14 protein-coding genes are annotated in these 15198 nt (G+C 64.1%); 4 read left to right on the forward strand and 10 right to left on the reverse strand.

Annotated features, from left to right (window positions below):
- Window positions 1-98: 98 nt before the first annotated feature.
- Window positions 99-1145, forward strand: coding sequence for a diguanylate cyclase (locus tag ACNJX8_RS00990; RefSeq protein WP_439359284.1), 1047 nt, complete (start codon window positions 99-101; stop codon window positions 1143-1145).
- 99 nt (window positions 1146-1244) lie between these two features.
- On the opposite strand, the gene ACNJX8_RS00995 is transcribed toward ACNJX8_RS00990, so the two are convergent.
- On the reverse strand, window positions 1245-2948 hold the full coding sequence (locus ACNJX8_RS00995) for a diguanylate cyclase domain-containing protein (protein WP_439359285.1): 1704 nt from the start codon (window positions 2946-2948) through the stop codon (window positions 1245-1247).
- Window positions 2949-3056: 108 nt separating this feature from the next.
- On the opposite strand from ACNJX8_RS00995, the gene ACNJX8_RS01000 reads away from it, so the two are divergent.
- Window positions 3057-3746, forward strand: a complete 690-nt coding sequence (locus ACNJX8_RS01000; protein ID WP_128940782.1) for a YggS family pyridoxal phosphate-dependent enzyme — start codon at window positions 3057-3059, stop codon at window positions 3744-3746.
- A gap of 144 nt (window positions 3747-3890) precedes the next feature.
- Here the strand turns inward: ACNJX8_RS01000 and ACNJX8_RS01005 are convergent, their stop codons facing one another.
- Both ACNJX8_RS01005 and ACNJX8_RS01010 read right to left on the reverse strand, forming a co-directional pair.
- Window positions 3891-4676 (reverse strand): 2-keto-4-pentenoate hydratase, encoded by a 786-nt coding sequence (locus ACNJX8_RS01005; RefSeq protein ID WP_439359286.1) that lies wholly within the window; start codon window positions 4674-4676, stop codon window positions 3891-3893.
- Window positions 4677-4682: 6 nt separating this feature from the next.
- The gene (locus ACNJX8_RS01010; RefSeq protein ID WP_164934846.1) at window positions 4683-5252 is read right to left on the reverse strand and encodes a L,D-transpeptidase family protein; all 570 of its coding nucleotides are present in this window, start codon (window positions 5250-5252) and stop codon (window positions 4683-4685) included.
- A 200-nt stretch (window positions 5253-5452) separates the two neighbouring features.
- On the opposite strand from ACNJX8_RS01010, the gene ACNJX8_RS01015 reads away from it, so the two are divergent.
- Together ACNJX8_RS01015 and ACNJX8_RS01020 are read left to right on the forward strand one after the other, a co-directional pair.
- Window positions 5453-6139, forward strand: a complete 687-nt coding sequence (locus ACNJX8_RS01015) for a response regulator transcription factor (protein WP_007598630.1) — start codon at window positions 5453-5455, stop codon at window positions 6137-6139.
- 58 nt (window positions 6140-6197) lie between these two features.
- On the forward strand, window positions 6198-6641 hold the full coding sequence (locus ACNJX8_RS01020) for a cyclic nucleotide-binding domain-containing protein (RefSeq protein WP_439359287.1): 444 nt from the start codon (window positions 6198-6200) through the stop codon (window positions 6639-6641).
- Window positions 6642-6764: 123 nt separating this feature from the next.
- Here ACNJX8_RS01020 and xth read toward each other — a convergent pair whose 3' ends face one another.
- From xth to ACNJX8_RS01055, 7 genes are all read right to left on the reverse strand, one after another.
- Window positions 6765-7580, reverse strand: coding sequence for an exodeoxyribonuclease III (xth, locus tag ACNJX8_RS01025; RefSeq protein ID WP_128944571.1), 816 nt, complete (start codon window positions 7578-7580; stop codon window positions 6765-6767).
- Between the two features lie 205 nt (window positions 7581-7785).
- Window positions 7786-8541: an outer membrane lipoprotein carrier protein LolA gene (locus ACNJX8_RS01030; protein ID WP_128944639.1), complete on the reverse strand. Its 756-nt coding sequence runs from the start codon at window positions 8539-8541 to the stop codon at window positions 7786-7788.
- 152 nt (window positions 8542-8693) lie between these two features.
- Window positions 8694-11168 carry a DNA translocase FtsK gene (locus ACNJX8_RS01035; protein WP_439359288.1) on the reverse strand — a complete coding sequence of 825 codons (2475 nt, stop codon included), beginning with the start codon at window positions 11166-11168 and terminating at the stop codon, window positions 8694-8696.
- A gap of 9 nt (window positions 11169-11177) precedes the next feature.
- A complete protein-coding gene (locus ACNJX8_RS01040) occupies window positions 11178-12392 on the reverse strand; it encodes an aminotransferase class I/II-fold pyridoxal phosphate-dependent enzyme (RefSeq protein WP_439359289.1) in 1215 nt (404 codons plus the stop codon).
- A gap of 319 nt (window positions 12393-12711) precedes the next feature.
- The gene (locus ACNJX8_RS01045) at window positions 12712-13116 is read right to left on the reverse strand and encodes a GFA family protein (protein ID WP_128930522.1); all 405 of its coding nucleotides are present in this window, start codon (window positions 13114-13116) and stop codon (window positions 12712-12714) included.
- A 202-nt stretch (window positions 13117-13318) separates the two neighbouring features.
- Window positions 13319-14767: an ammonium transporter gene (locus ACNJX8_RS01050; RefSeq protein ID WP_128930523.1), complete on the reverse strand. Its 1449-nt coding sequence runs from the start codon at window positions 14765-14767 to the stop codon at window positions 13319-13321.
- 38 nt (window positions 14768-14805) lie between these two features.
- On the reverse strand, window positions 14806-15144 hold the full coding sequence (locus ACNJX8_RS01055; protein ID WP_008142813.1) for a P-II family nitrogen regulator: 339 nt from the start codon (window positions 15142-15144) through the stop codon (window positions 14806-14808).
- Window positions 15145-15198: the final 54 nt, after the last annotated feature.

Raw genomic sequence — 15198 nt, forward strand, 5'->3', positions numbered from 1 at the left:
CCTTCCGAACTGCTCCGCAAAAATACCGAGGCCGTCGTTGGGGTGTGATTAAGGGGTCGATGCGAAGTTGCGGCCGCCAAGGACCCCCGATACTTGCGATGGATTCCAGCTTCGACGATCCCGATTACGACTATGCCGCGTCCATTGCCGGACGGGCGCTGCGGAGCATGGCCGAGCAGCGGATTGCGCCCACCCCGGCCAATTTTGCCGTCTGGTTCCAATATCTCGCCGGCAGCCAAGACGATCTGCGCGACGCGATCGATCTCCTGATCGACCACAACCGTCCTTTCGACAGCAGAACCAATCAGGATCTGTTCGAGACCTACATCGCGCCGCAGGTCAGTGCCATCGTCGTCCGCACCTCCGAGCGGCTACATGCCCTCATGGGTGCGGCAAAGGAGTTTCTGACGACGGCCATCGCCGACAACCATTCGCAGATGCAGGCGATCAGCGAGGTCGCGGACCAAGGCAAGGCCGGCGTCGATCCGAAGGCGCTGGTCGCCCAGCTCATGAACGAGCTGGCCCGCGCCGCCACCCGCGCGACACGGCTCGAGGCAGGCTTTGCGGAAAAGACCCGCGAGCTCGACGTGATCCGTGATTCGCTGTCGAGGTCCGAGCAGCGCGCCCGGACCGATACGCTGACGGGGCTGGCGAATCGGCGGGCGCTCGACGAATTCCTGCGCAAGGCGCAGGCGACCGCGGAATGGGGCGAGCCGCTCAGCGTGCTCTTGCTCGACATCGAGCACTTCAAGACCTTCAACGACAATTTCGGCCATGGCATCGGCGACCAGGTGTTGCGCCTGATCGCCAAGGTGTTGCGCGAGAAGGTCCGCGAGCAGGATCTGCCGGCCCGCTATGGCGGCGAGGAGCTGATCGCGGTGCTGCCGGATGCCGACCTTGCCGCCTCTGCCGAGACCGCCGAGCGCATCAGGCGCGCGATCGCCGAATGCAGGATCACGCGTCGTTCGACCGGGGAGATCCTGCCCAATATCAGTGTGTCGATCGGTGTCGCGCAATACCGGACCGGCGAAGCGATCACCGATTTCATCGAGCGCTGTGACCGCGCGCTCTATCTCGCCAAGGGCGGTGGCCGCAATCGCGTGGTGACCGAGATCGAGCTCGAGCGCGCCGGAGCGGCGGGCTAGAGCATTATCGGTTCCGATTGAATCAGAACCGAAGCTCTAGATTCTTGTTTTGATGCGTTTTCTTCACGCGAACCGGTGTCCACTTCGCTCGAAAACGCTCTAGCCGTTAGCCGCCATCATCATGTCAGTCGTGCCGGTCTCGATCGCCTGCACGCCGTGCTCGACGACGTTGTTGCGGCCGCGATGCTTGGCGGCATAGAGCGCGGCGTCGGCGGCTTCGATGAGATCACCGGGGCGCAGTGTCTCGTTTGGCTTCGTCGCAGCAACGCCGATCGAGACGGTGACGATCATATGCGCGGAGGTGATGTGCGGCAGGCAGAGTTTCAGCACGGCCGCGCGCACCAATTCGCCGATTTCGACGGCGCGGGGCACGTCGGTGTTCGGCAGCAGCAGGCAGAATTCCTCGCCGCCATAGCGTGCCGCAAAGCCCATCGTGTCGGCTGCAATGCCGGACAGTGATTCGCCGAGCCGGGTCAGGCAGGAATCGCCTTCGAGATGGCCATAGGTGTCGTTGAAGAGCTTGAAGTGGTCGACGTCGATCATCAGAAGCGCGAGCTCGCTGCCATATTGCTGCGCGCGCATCCATTCGAAATCGAGCCGGCTCTGGAAGCCGCGGCGGTTGGCGAGGCCGGAGAGCATGTCGATCGAGGCCATCACCGTCAGGCGGTCGTTGCTGGCGATCAGCTCGCGCTCGCGCTGGCTCAATTGCGCGGCCATTGCGTTGAACGCGCGGGCCAGCGGCACGAACTCGGCGGGCAGGCGACTGCGCGCCGCCCGCGCCGACAGATCGCCTTCGCCGAGACGCTTGGCCATGTCGGCCAGCATCTCGATCGGCTTGATCACCAGTTTCTCGGCGGCGATCAGCGCGCCGAGCAGGACGAACACGACGACGAAGGCGAACTGGAGATAGGCGGTGCGGATGTCGCGGCTCACGGCCGCAGATACCTTGTCCTCGTCGATGCTGGCGATCAGGCGAGCATTGGTGCCGGCGATGCGGATATAGCTGACCGCGCGGCGGGAGCCGTCTGCAGCAAGAAACGACAGCGAGCCTTCGTCCTGGTCCGACCGCAGTGCCCTGTCGGCGATCGCCGACATCAGCGGCATGTTGTCGAGGGGACGGCCGACCGCGCTGTGCTGGTCGGCGGGCGCGGCGAGCACGGTGCCGGCGCTGTCGACCAACACCGCAGAAATGCCGGCGCGGCCGCCGAGATTGCTCATGACCTTCGACATCCAGTCGAGATTGACGGTGGCGAGCACGACGGCATCCGGGACGCCGCTGAACGCGGACACCGGATAAACCGCCATGACGGTCGGCGTCGGCGCGGGCCGGGACATGATGAAGTCGCTCAACACGAAGCGGCCGGTTTGCTGTGCCTGCAGGAAGTAAGGCCGGTCACTGAGGTCGAGGCCGACATACATGTTGTTGGTGGCGCATTGGATGCGTCCGTCCTGGCCGGCGATCAGAAGTGTGCGGATCCAGGGCAGGCTGGACGGCAGGCTCGCGCGCAGCACGTCGCAGCTCTTGCTGATGCCGCCGGCGGACGCCCGGATGAAGGCCTCCGATTTCAGGATGGTCTCGACCGACGAGATCACCTCGCGCTGCGCATCGGCGCTGTGCCTTGCGACGGTGGTGAATTCGGCCGCGGCCTGCGCGATCTGTCGCGCGCGCGTGTCTTCGAGCGAACGGATGCGCTCGAGCATCAAGGGGGCCACCAGAATCACCGCTAGCAACGCCAGCCGCGCTCGGATACCGAGAACCTGCTTGAGTTTCGCTCGTTTGCGGTTGAGACTGACGCTTGCCATCTTCGCTACCCACCCCATGGGCCAAGGTAAAGCGAAGGGTTCAAAAACTCTTTCTTGAACTAGGTAAAATTGGACTTACCTCGGTTACGACCACAGCCAATCGACGTCATGACAGAAGCCAATGCCGCGCCGGTAACCGGCCATTCACCAAACGCGCTCGCCGCAGTCGAAGCCGAAATTGCACGCGCCTGCAAGGATGCGCAGCGTGATCGCGCCTCCGTGACGCTGATCGCGGTGTCCAAGACTTTCGCCGCGGATGCGATTACCCCGGTCATCGCCGCCGGACAGCGCGTATTCGGCGAGAATCGGGTGCAGGAGGCCAAAGCCAAGTGGCCTGCGTTAACGTCTGTTTACTCCGACATCGCGCTGCATCTGATCGGCCCGCTGCAATCCAACAAGGCGAAAGAGGCGGTCGCGCTGTTCGATGCCATCCATTCGGTCGACCGTCCGAGCATTTGCCAAGCGTTAGCCAAGGAAATCGAATCCCAGAACAAGCACCCGCAGCTCTTCGTCCAGATCAACACCGGCGAGGAGCCGCAGAAGGCCGGCGTCGCGCCCGGCGAGGCCGATGCCTTCCTCGCGAGCTGCCGCGACACTTATGGGCTGACGATTTCCGGCCTGATGTGCATTCCGCCGGTCGACGAACCGCCGGCGGCGCACTTTGCTCTCACTGCCAAGATCGCGGAGCGCAATGGATTGAAGAACCTGTCTATGGGCATGAGCGCGGATTTTGCGACCGCGATCATGCTCGGCGCCACCCATGTCCGCGTGGGGAGCGCGATCTTCGGACACAGGTGAGAGCCGTTAGCGAGGAACGCACCCAGCAACCGTCATCGATTTCGTCACTGCGAGCGAAGCGAAGCAATCCAGAATCTTTCCGCGGAGGGATTCTGGATTGCTTCGTCGCAAGGGCGCCTCGCAATGACAGCGGAGCGTGTGCGCCTACACAAACCCCACCGACACCTTCCCCAACACGCCGAAATCCGCCGTAAAATGATCGCCGGCCTTGATCGGCAGCGGCGGATGGCATGTGCCTGTGGTCACCACCTCCCCTGCCCGCAAGGTGATGCCGAGGCCGCGGAGCTCGTTGGCGAGCCAGGCGAGGGCCGCGCGGGGATCGCCGAGCACGTTCTTGCCGTGGCCGATATAGCGCTGGCCGCATAGCGTGATTTGTGGCCGCTCCTCGACGAGATCCAGCGCGCGCCAATCCGCAGTCGTCGGCGCGCCCAGCACGAATAGATGCGCACAGGCATTGTCGGCGATGAGCTGCGCCTCGCCGGCGCCGGCGAAATCGGTAAAGCGCGAATCGGGAATTTCGATTGCGGGATGGAAGGTGCCTACGGCGGCGAGGACCTCGTCGACAGTGTACGGCACCGCGCGCGGCGATAGATCGCGCCCCATGCGGAAGGCGAATTCCGGCTCGCCGACGCGCATCTCGTTGCCCAGCATCGACGCGGTGCCGCCATCGGCGATTACGGTGTCGCTCATGATGCGGCCGGCCAGCGGTCCCGTGACATTGATGTGCTTCTGTCCGGACTCGCTCGTTGCCGCGATCTTCCAGCCGAATAATTTTCCGCTCGATTGCGTTTCGAGCGCGGCCTGGATGGCATAGCCATCAGCGCGGCTCTGCGGCCGCAACCGGGCATCCAGCGCGTCAAGCTTGGTGCCGTCGCGCCAATGCTTCACCAGAACCTGCGATGCGGCGGCGATCTGATCCTTGTCGAGCATCCGTCCTCACCCGATGATGATTTTTGTTCTTGGCCCCAGCCGTCGCAGCAATTGCAGCATCGCAGATTTCGTCATGGAGACGCAGCCTGCAGTCGGGCCGAAATTGTCGCGGGCGAGGTGCAGGAACACCGCGCTGCCGCGGCCGGCGATCCGCGGCCTGGTGTTGTGGTCGATCTCGATGATGAAATCGTAGAGGTGGTCGGCGCGCTTGAGCCGGTCGCCGCCCTGCCCCTCGCCGAGCCGGATACCCTGGTTGTAATGACGGTCTTTGGGATCCTCGCACCAGGCGTCTTCGCCGGTGATGATCCGGGCCGGCAAGAACGTCTGGGGGCGGCTGTGCCGGTCGCCCCGCCACCACAATCGCCTGGGACGGAAGCTGCCGCGCGGGGTGCCGCCGTCGCCCTCGCGCTTGTTGGCGAGAATGCCGCCTCGCCCCAACGCCACCGGTATCGTCAGTGCTCCGGCCGTCAGCCAGCCCCGGCGCGGATTACCGGCAGCTGGCTTAACGCGGATCGCGGACAGCGGCCTGGCCCTTCGATTCTGGGTGTAACTAGCTGACGCAGCTTTGTTTTTCATGTGAACATGCGATGTCGAGTTCATTACAGGACATTCATCAAAACGCCCTGCTATTCTGGGTTAGAGTGGTTCTGGCTTGTGAATCGGTAACAGCCCACTACTTCAACACGAACAACAATAACAACGGCGACCCTAACTTTCCCTCGCGGCTGGGTGCGGCATGGATGCGCGCCGAGCCGGATCCAAAAGGATGACCCCCCATGGCCAATGCCCGCAAGATCCTGATCGTGGATGACGATACCGATCTGCGCGATACGTTGGTGGAGCAATTATCGCTGCACGAAGAATTCGAAGCGTCCGCCGTCGATACCGGCGCCAAGGGCGCGAGCGCCGCAAAGGCCAATGCTCCCGATCTCGTTCTGATGGATGTCGGTCTGCCTGACACCGACGGCCGCGAAGTGGTCCGCTCCCTGCGCAAGGGCGGGTTCAAGGCCCCGATCATCATGCTGACCGGCCACGACACCGATTCCGACACGATTTTGGGCCTGGAATCCGGCGCCAACGACTATGTGGCAAAGCCCTTCCGCTTCGCCGTGCTGCTCGCCCGCATCCGCGCTCAGCTCCGCCAGCACGAGGCCAGCGAGGACGCGGTGTTCTCGGTCGGCCCCTACTCCTTCCGCCCGGGTTCGAAGATGCTGACCGCGGCGAACGCGCGCAAGGTCCGCCTCACCGAGAAGGAGACCGCCATCCTCCGTTTCCTTTACCGGGCCGGCCAGATGCCGGTCTCGCGTGAGACCCTGCTCCAGGAGGTCTGGGGCTATAATTCCGGCGTCACCACCCACACACTGGAAACCCACATCTACCGCCTTCGCCAGAAGATCGAGAAGGACGCCGCCAACCCGGAAATCCTGGTCACGGAAGCCGGTGGCTACAAGCTGGTGCCGTGATACGCTTCAGGGGCCTGCGAATCGTTTGAGATCGCGTGCCTTTGAGCCTCGGACCTGAATGTCAATCGACGACGATGTAGCGCTTCTCGAGCGAGTCCCGACACTGCGCCTGTTGGGAGACGCATCGTTGCGCATGCTGGCGATCGGCTCCGAGCAGCGGAACTTCGTCCGCGGCGACGTCCTGTTCAATCTCGGCGACGAGGCCGATGCCGGCTTTGTGGTCCAGCGCGGCGCCTTCCGGGTCGAGGACGGCGCCGGCGCCGAAATGATCGCCAGTCCCGGCGCGCTGATCGGCGAGCTCGCGCTGGTGGTGCCGATGAAGCGGCCGTCGAGAGCGGTGGCGCTGGAGCACGCCTCTGTCATCCGCATCGCGCGCAGCCTGTTCCAGCGCGTGCTCGAAAGCGACCCCGCCGCCGCGGTTCGCCTCCGCGACGAATTCGCGGTCCGATCCAGCCAGATCGCCAGCGATATCCTGATGGCCGGTGCGAAGCTGACGAGCTGAAGTCGTCCTGGCGCAGGCCAGGACCCATTAACCCAAATGTTTGTGGCTTGGTGCGACTGCCGACGTCCTCGCGCAACAACGAAGACTGGTGGTAATGGGCCCTGGCTTTCGCCAGGGCGACAATCATAGATCCAGCGTCACCGTGACTGGGACATGGTCCGACGGCCGCTCCCAGCTCCGGGCATCGCGAAGAATCTTGAAATCACTGACGGCATGCTTCAGCGCGCGCGAGACCCAGATATGGTCGAGCCTGCGGCCGCGATCGCCGACGGTCCAGTCGGCGGAGCGGTAGCTCCACCAGGTATAGACCTTCTCCGACATCGGAATTCGCTCGCGCGCGACGTCGATCCATTCGCCGGCCGCCAGCGCCGCCTTCAGCTTCTCGGTTTCGACAGGCGTGTGCGACACCACCTTCAGGAGTTGCTTGTGCGACCATACGTCGTTCTCGTGCGGGGCGACGTTGAGATCGCCAACCAGGATATGACGGTCCTCGCCGCGCGGATGCAGCGGTTCGCAGGCCTTCATCTCGTCGAGGAAGCGGAGCTTGTGGTCGAACTTCTCGTTCAGCGCGGGATCGGGAATGTCGCCGCCGGCGGGCACGTAGAAATTATGCAGCACCAGCGGCTTTGCGATGTTGGCCTTCTCGCCGAACGACACCGAGATGTGCCGCGAATCGATCTTGTCGCAGAAGGTGCGGATGTCCTTCGATTCGAACGGGATCTTCGAGACGATGGCGACACCGTGATAGCCCTTCTGTCCGTTCAGCGCGACGTGCTCATAGCCGAGCCGCTTGAAGCGCTTCAGCGGAAAGGCGTCGTCGATGCATTTGGTCTCCTGCAAGCACAGCACGTCCGGCCGCGCACTCTTGAGGAATTTCGCGACCAGATCGATGCGCAGCCGCACCGAATTGATGTTCCAGGTTGTCAGGGAGAGACGCATGAGGGATGCGTCTTAGCAAGCTCTCGTAGGGTGGGCAAAGGCGCAAAGCGCCGTGCCCACCGTCTTTTCGGGTGCGAGATGTGAGTATCTGGGCGTGCTTTTGTAGGGTGGGCAAAGCGAAGCGTGCCGACGTGCCGATCGAGAGGAGGAAAGATGGTGGGCACGACGCAAACGCGCCTTTGCCCACCCTACGGCAGCGGAGCGCTCAACCCGGCGATGGGCCGTAATTGGTGAAATCGATCTTGAACATGCTGGGATCGAGCTTCTTGCTCGAATCCAGATTGTAGACCGCGATCGTGGTGTCGTAGCCCTGCGGGTCGGTGACGGTCCACTGCTTCAACTGGCCGTCCTTGGCGCCGAACATCAACAGGAGGCGGCTGGTGCCGACCAGCGCCTGCTTCTCCTCGATAGTGACACTGGTGAAGACGTCGTCGGCGGACACGTTGACGACGTTGGTGTCCTTCATCAGGTCGATGCGATCGGACAGCAGGAAACGCAGCGGCGTCTGCGACAGCGGATAAATGTCCTGGGTCGCAAGCTTGCGATCACGCACCACCAGCGATGATCCGTCGGCGACGATGTCGATCGGGCTCGGCGCGTCATATTCGAAGCGCACCTTGCCCGGCTTCTGGATGTAGAAATCGCCCTGCGTCTTGCTGCCGTCGGGGCCGACCTGGACGAAATTCCCGACCAGTGTCTGGAGCGAGGAGAGATAGGCGCTGATCTTGGCGGCCTGCGCCTTCTGGTTGGCATCGAAGGTCTGGAAGATGCTGCTCGGCACGTTGCGGCGCGGATCCGGGATGACCGGATTCGGCGGCGCCTGCGTCGCACCGGTGACGGCGGGCCCTCCCCCCGCCGCACCGCCATCGCGGCCCTTCGGCGCTGGCTTCGGCACGGGCACGGTCTGCGCGAGCGACGTAGCGGTCACCATCGCGGCGGTGACGAGAAGCACGCCGGCCACGCGCGCGCTTCGCGCAGCGATGGTGGCAGCGAATCGAATGTCCGGATGTCTGATCAACGCGTCGTCCTAACGTGGCTGGGCGCCTTTTAGCGTGATTTCGGGCAAAAGCAGATATCGATTTTGCGTGAAATGATGTGTTGAGGCTCCTCGCCTCACATATGGCTGTCTTCTTCCTCGACCAGAATCTCGCGCTTGCCGGCATGGTTGGCGGGCCCGACGATGCCTTCCAGTTCCATGCGCTCCATCAGCGATGCAGCGCGATTATAGCCGATTTGCAGGCGGCGCTGGATGTAGCTGGTCGAAGCCTTGCGGTCGCGTTTGACGATGGCAACGGCCTGCGCGAACAAATCGCCGCCGCCGTCGGCACCCATGCCTGTGGCGTCGAACACCGCGCCGTCCTCATCCTCGGTGGGCTCTTCGGCCGTGACCGCTTCGAGATATTCGGGCTGGCCCTGCGTCTTGAGGTGACGCACCACCTTCTCGACCTCCTCGTCGGAGGCAAAAGGTCCGTGCACGCGGCTGATCCGGCCGCCGCCGGCCATGTAGAGCATGTCGCCTTGGCCGAGCAGCTGCTCGGCGCCCATCTCGCCGAGAATGGTGCGGCTGTCGATCTTGGACGTGACCTGGAAGGCGATGCGCGTCGGGAAGTTCGCCTTGATGGTGCCGGTGATGACGTCGACCGACGGACGCTGCGTGGCGAGGATCACGTGCAGGCCGGCGGCGCGCGCCATCTGCGCCAGACGCTGCACCGCGCCTTCGATGTCCTTGCCGGCGACCATCATCAGGTCGGCCATTTCGTCGACGATGATCACGATGTAAGGCAGCGGGTCGAGCGAGAGCTTCTCTTCCTCGTAGATCGCTTTGCCGGTCTCCTTGTCGAAGCCGGTATGCACCGTGCGCGTCGGCTCCTCGCCCTTGGCCTTCAATTCGAGCAGGCGCGTGTTGTAGCCGTCGATGTTGCGCACACCGAGCTTGGCCATATTCTTGTAGCGCTCTTCCATCTCGCGCACGGCCCATTTCAGCGCGACCACCGCCTTCTTCGGATCGGTCACAACAGGCGTGAGCAGATGGGGGATGCCGTCATAGACGGAGAGTTCGAGCATCTTCGGATCGACCATGATCAGCCGGCACTGGTCGGGGCGCAACCTGTAGACCAGGCTGAGGATCATGGTGTTGATGGCGACCGATTTGCCGGAGCCGGTGGTACCGGCGATCAGCATGTGCGGCGTGCGTGCGAGGTCGATGATCACGGGGTCGCCGCCGATGGTCTTGCCGAGGCAGAGCGGCAGCTTTGCCACCGTGTCGGTCGCCTCCTTCGCCACCAGCAGTTCGCGCAGGTAAACTTTTTCGCGATGCGCGTTCGGCAATTCGATGCCGATCGCGTTGCGGCCGGGCACGACGGCGACGCGTGCCGACAGCGCGCTCATCGAGCGCGCGATGTCGTCAGCAAGCCCGATCACGCGCGACGACTTGATGCCGGGCGCCGGCTCCAGCTCGTACAGCGTGACCACGGGACCCGGATTGGCCTTCACGATCTCGCCGCGCACGCCGAAATCCTGGAGCACGCCTTCGAGCGAGCGGGAATTGGTCTCCAGCTCCGCCTTGCTGAGCGGCTGGCGGTCACCGGCCTTTGGTGCGGCCAGCATGGAGACGGACGGAAGATCGAACTTGTCGGAGGATTTCTTGGCAGAGGTCTTCGGCGCGGCCTTCTTGCGCGGTGCGCGCGCGGCGGGCTCCTCCTCTTCCTCCTCCTCTTCCTCTTCTTCGTACTCGTCCTCGTGGTCCTCGTCTTCGGACTGTGGTGAGATCGAGGGCGCGGCGCGGCCGCCGCCGAGATTGGGCTCCTGACGGCTGAACTGAGCGGCCTTGGTCTTCGGCCCGCTCGAGACCAGCGAGCGGTAAGCGGCACCGAAGAGCCAGATCAGTCGCGCCTTGGTGCTCATCAAGGCGTGGAACAGCCAGCCCAGCGACACCGAGCCGCGATCGCTCTCCTCGTCTTCGTCGAGCGGTTTGTCGTCATCCTCGATCTCCGCGAGCTCGTCGTCATGCTCGCGTGCGCCGAGACCGCAGGCGATCAGGAAGGTCGCCGTCATCGCGGCGAACAGGATCGTGCCCAGCACGATGCGATAGATTGTTCCTGCAGGTCCGAAGATCACGGCGGGCGCGCGCACCAGGGCATCGCCGACGACACCGCCGAGGCCGGTCGGCAGCGGCCAGGCGCCGCCGTGCGGCCAGCAGCTGACAAAGCCCGCGGCGATCACCGTGCAGAGAATCCATGAGCCGAGCCGCAGCGCTTCGCGGTCGAACGGGCGATGCGTCATCATGCGCCAGCCCCAGACCGCGACGGTCAGGACCAGCATGATCGCGCCAAGGCCGAGGATCTGCATCGAGAGGTCGGCACCGATCGCACCGGCATAGCCGAGGATGTTGCGGATTGGCCGTGAGGTGGCGTGGCTGAGGCTGGGATCCTGCACCGACCAGGTCATCAGCGCCGCCGATGCGACGCCCGCCAGCGCGATCAGGCCGAGGCCGGTGAGCTCGCGCAGACGTCGCGCCAGCCCCTCTCGGATCGAGGGCGGCAGATGGCCGACCAGTGGAATGACACGTTCGATTGCCGACATGCTCATGGGCCCCGCCTAACCCAGAGTCTCGACCAGGCGGTGCAGCGCTTGCGCCGTGGTCTCGCCATCCTGCACCAGCGCAAGGCGAATATAGCCCGCGCCGGGATTGAAGCCGTCAGGCTGGAGCCGCGCCAGATAGCTGCCGGGCACCACGCGCACGCCTGCTTCCGTGAACAGTCTCAGCGTCACCGACACGTCGTCGCCGAACGCGGATGTGTTGAGCCAGACGCAGAAGCCGGCATCGGGCCGGCGATAGCCGTAACGATTGCCGATGATCTGGTCGGCGAGATCGAACTTGATCCGGTAGAGCCTGCGGTTCTCCTCGACATGCGCTTCGTCGCCGTAAGCAACGGTCGCGACATGCTGGAGCGGTACCGGCACCTGCGGCGCTGCGATGTTGCGCAGCTCCAGGAACATGCCGATGAACTTCTTGTCGCCGGCGGCGAAGCCGACGCGCAGGCCGGGCAGGTTGGAGCGCTTCGACAGCGACTGGAACGCAACCACGCGGGTGAAATCGGGGCCGGCGCATTCGAGCGCGCTGCCCGGTGCCTCGCGGGTGTAGATCTCGGAATAGCACTCGTCGCTGAGGATCACGAAGCCGTAGCGGTCGGCGAGCTGCTTCAACCGCTTGAAATAATCGGGCGTGGCGACCGAGCCTTGCGGATTGGCGGGCGAGGCCAGATAGAACGCCACGGTGCGCGCCAGTGTCGCTTCGTCGATGGCGTCGAGATCGGGCAGGAAGCCGTTTTCGACCGTTGTCGGCAGGTAGACCGGCTCGCAGGCCGCGGCGCGAGCGCCGGCGCCATAGACCGGATAGAATGGGTTCGGCATCAGGATGGCAGGCTTGCCGGGGCGCGGGCCGACACAGCGCACCGCCGCGAGCGCGGCGAGGAACAGCCCCTCGCGGCTGCCATTGAGGACGAGAATCTCGTTCTCGGGGTCGAGCGGCCGCGGCAGCTTGAAGCGCGATGACAGCCAGGCACCCGCCGCGTTGCGGAAGGGGTCGGTGCCCTTGTTCGCCGGGTAACGGCCGAACTCGGCGATGTGCTTGGCCAGCACCGGGCCGACGAAGTCAGGCACGGGATGCTGTGGCTCGCCGACTGCAAGCGTAATCAAGGGCTTACCCGGCTGATGCGGGCCCAAGAGCTCGTTCAGCCGGACGAAGGGCGAGCGTTCGCTGTCGGAGCTTCCACTGGCCTGCGGCGCACGGGATGAAGCGGTCATGACCATTCTGGGCGCCAGCACTCTTGGAACAGCCGGTCGCACCAAGGCGCCGGCGGGAAGCGGTTCAGTTCACCATAGATAGGGCGAGGTTAAGACACGATTAACCATCGGCCGCCGCCCCCGTCCAGAGCGGGAATAATGGGGCCGGATAATAACGGGATGCATGGGCGGGTTCGTCACCTCTCCCGCATGCGGGAGAGGTCGACGCGAAGCGTCGGGTGAGGGTTCTCTCCTCTTGGGGCTCTCGCCCGCGGAAGCACCCCACCCCAGCCCTCCCCCGCAAGCGGGAGAGGGAGCGCAGCGTCTCCCTGGCTCGATTCGAGCTTCAATGCCCCGGCAGCTTCTCGAATGTCTTCATGCCCGCGGGGATCGCGTGGAACTCCTGCTTGTCGCAGGTGTAGATCGCCATCTGCGGATGGAACTGGCCGGGCTCGTCCAGCGTGCCGACCTTCACGACCGCGGCCGGCAGGCCTGGAACCTTGGTCACCAGATGGGTGCCGCATTCGGCGCAGAATTCGCGCGTGACGGCGCGTTCGAGGTCCTTGCGCGTGAACTGCTTGGGCTGTCCGGTGATGTAGCTGAAGCCGGCCGCCGGCATTGCGATGAAGGTGTTGGGCGCGCCGCCGGTGATGTACTGGCATTCGCGACAATGACACTGGGCCTGCATCATCGGATCACCTTCGGCCTTGTAGCGCACTGCGCCGCAATAGCATCCGCCTTCCAAACGCATGACGACCTCCCGATTGTTGTTCTTGAGGTCGATATTTCTGCGCCGGCGGTCCGCAATGGCAATGTTTTTCTTCGGCGCTCCGACCAAAAGAAAGGGGCTCCAACTTGCGCTGGAGCCCCTCAACGGTCAGGGCATTGCCGGGTATGTGCCCAAACCGTAGGTCTGGTCGCGATCCCCGAGGAGATCGCGGCCGGGAGGAGAGTTACATATTGTAGGCGCGCTCGGTGTGCTCGGTGATGTCGAGGCCTTCACGCTCGCTCTCGACATTGGTGCGAAGGCCAACGATCACATCGACGACCTTGTAGAGGATCGCCGAACCGATGCCCGACCACACCAGCGTGGTGCAGACGCCCCAGAGCTGGGCGATCATCTGCGTGGCGAAGTCGTAATCGGCAACCTTGGGCGGGATCGCGGTGTAGTCCATGATGCCGGCACCACCGAGCGCCGGGTTGACCAGAATGCCGGTGCCGAGGGCGCCGACGATGCCGCCGATGCAGTGCACGCCGAACACGTCGAGGGAGTCGTCGTAGCCGAGCGCGTTCTTCACGACGGTGCAGAAGAACAGGCAGACCACGCCGACCACGAGGCCGAGGACGATCGCACCCATCGCGCCGGCGAAGCCGGCAGCGGGCGTCACGGCCACGAGACCCGCGACAGCGCCGGAGATCACGCCGAGCACCGACGGATGACCCTTCACGATCCACTCCGCGAACATCCACGACAGCGCGGCGGCAGCAGTGGCGACGAAGGAGTTGGTCATGGCGAGCGCAGCGCCGCCATTGGCTTCAAGGTTGGAGCCGGCGTTAAAGCCGAACCAGCCGACCCAGAGCAGCGAGGCGCCGATCATCGACATGGTCAGCGAGTGCGGAGCCATCAGCTCCTTGCCGTAGCCGACCCTTTTGCCGATCAGGAGAGCGCCGACGAGACCTGCGATGCCGGCGTTGATATGCACCACGGTGCCGCCAGCGAAGTCGATGGCGCCCTTCTTGAAGATCCAGCCGGCGTCGGCGTTGATCTCGTCGAGCTTGGCCTGCGCCGCGGTCTTGGCTGCCGCATCACCCGCCGCAGCGAGCGCCTTGGCCGCATCCTGGATCATGTCCGGGCCGGGCCAGTACCAGACCATGTGCGCGATCGGGAAGTAGATCAGCGTGACCCAGAGCGGGATGAACAGAGCGATCGCCGAGAACTTCATGCGCTCGGCGAAGGCGCCGACGATGAGGGCGGGCGTGATCGCCGCGAAGGTCATCTGGAAGCACACGTAGATGAGCTCCGAGATGTTGGCGTCGACCGAGAAGGTGGCCGCCTTCGAGTCGGTGGTGACGCCCATCATGAAGGCCTTGGAGAAGCCGCCGATGAAGTCGGAACCGCCGGTGAAGGCGAGGCTGTAGCCGTACACGGCCCAGATCACGGTGACGACGCAGACGGTGTAGAACACCTGCATCAGGACCGAGAGCATGTTCTTGGAACGGACGAGACCGCCGTAGAACAGTGCGAGGCCGGGGATCGTCATCAACAGCACCAGCACTGTCGATGTCAGCATCCAGGCGTTGTCTCCCTTGTTGACCGTTGGCTCGGCATAGGCTGCGGTCGCAGCGAACAGGCCGACTGCGAGAGCCGCCAGTCCCGCGCCATAGGGACGCTTAAACGTCATTGTATTCACTCCTGATTGGATAAAGGTTGAGCGCGAAATCAAAGGGCCGCGGCGTCGGCCTCGCCGGTGCGGATGCGCACCGCATGGTCGAGGTTGATGACGAAGATCTTGCCGTCGCCGATCTGGCCGGTTTTCGCGGCGGACGTGATGGCGTCGATGGTCTTGTCGACCTGGTCGGAGGCGACAGCGACCTCGATCTTGATCTTGGGCAGGAAGCTCACGGCATATTCGGCGCCGCGGTAGATTTCCGTATGGCCCTTCTGGCGGCCATATCCCTTGACTTCCGTCACCGTGAGACCGTGAACGCCGATGGCGGTCAGGGCGTCACGGACTTCTTCCAGCTTGAATGGCTTGATAATCGCCATAACGATTTTCATGGGTCCTATCCCCGCTTGGCCCGGTCCGGACATGGCCGGGCGTTCTCGACTGGT

Source organism: Bradyrhizobium sp. SPXBL-04 (assembly GCF_051853035.1).
Taxonomy (GTDB): Bacteria; Pseudomonadota; Alphaproteobacteria; order Rhizobiales; family Xanthobacteraceae; genus Bradyrhizobium; species Bradyrhizobium zhanjiangense.

Excerpts from the sequence above, each read along its gene's own strand:
- ACNJX8_RS01055 (WP_008142813.1), bottom strand. The coding sequence starts at position 15,144 with ATGAAAATCGTTATGGCGATTATCAAGCCATTCAAGCTGGAAGAAGTC.
- ACNJX8_RS01045 (WP_128930522.1), bottom strand. The coding sequence starts at position 13,116 with ATGCGTTTGGAAGGCGGATGCTATTGCGGCGCAGTGCGCTACAAGGCC.
- ACNJX8_RS01000 (WP_128940782.1), top strand. The coding sequence starts at position 3,057 with ATGACAGAAGCCAATGCCGCGCCGGTAACCGGCCATTCACCAAACGCG.
- ACNJX8_RS01050 (WP_128930523.1), bottom strand. The coding sequence starts at position 14,767 with ATGACGTTTAAGCGTCCCTATGGCGCGGGACTGGCGGCTCTCGCAGTC.
- ACNJX8_RS01020 (WP_439359287.1), top strand. The coding sequence starts at position 6,198 with ATGTCAATCGACGACGATGTAGCGCTTCTCGAGCGAGTCCCGACACTG.
- ACNJX8_RS01035 (WP_439359288.1), bottom strand. The coding sequence starts at position 11,168 with ATGAGCATGTCGGCAATCGAACGTGTCATTCCACTGGTCGGCCATCTG.
- ACNJX8_RS01015 (WP_007598630.1), top strand. The coding sequence starts at position 5,453 with ATGGCCAATGCCCGCAAGATCCTGATCGTGGATGACGATACCGATCTG.
- ACNJX8_RS01040 (WP_439359289.1), bottom strand. The coding sequence starts at position 12,392 with ATGGTCATGACCGCTTCATCCCGTGCGCCGCAGGCCAGTGGAAGCTCC.
- xth (WP_128944571.1), bottom strand. The coding sequence starts at position 7,580 with ATGCGTCTCTCCCTGACAACCTGGAACATCAATTCGGTGCGGCTGCGC.
- ACNJX8_RS01005 (WP_439359286.1), bottom strand. The coding sequence starts at position 4,676 with ATGCTCGACAAGGATCAGATCGCCGCCGCATCGCAGGTTCTGGTGAAG.
- ACNJX8_RS01010 (WP_164934846.1), bottom strand. The coding sequence starts at position 5,252 with ATGAAAAACAAAGCTGCGTCAGCTAGTTACACCCAGAATCGAAGGGCC.
- ACNJX8_RS00990 (WP_439359284.1), top strand. The coding sequence starts at position 99 with ATGGATTCCAGCTTCGACGATCCCGATTACGACTATGCCGCGTCCATT.
- ACNJX8_RS00995 (WP_439359285.1), bottom strand. The coding sequence starts at position 2,948 with ATGGCAAGCGTCAGTCTCAACCGCAAACGAGCGAAACTCAAGCAGGTT.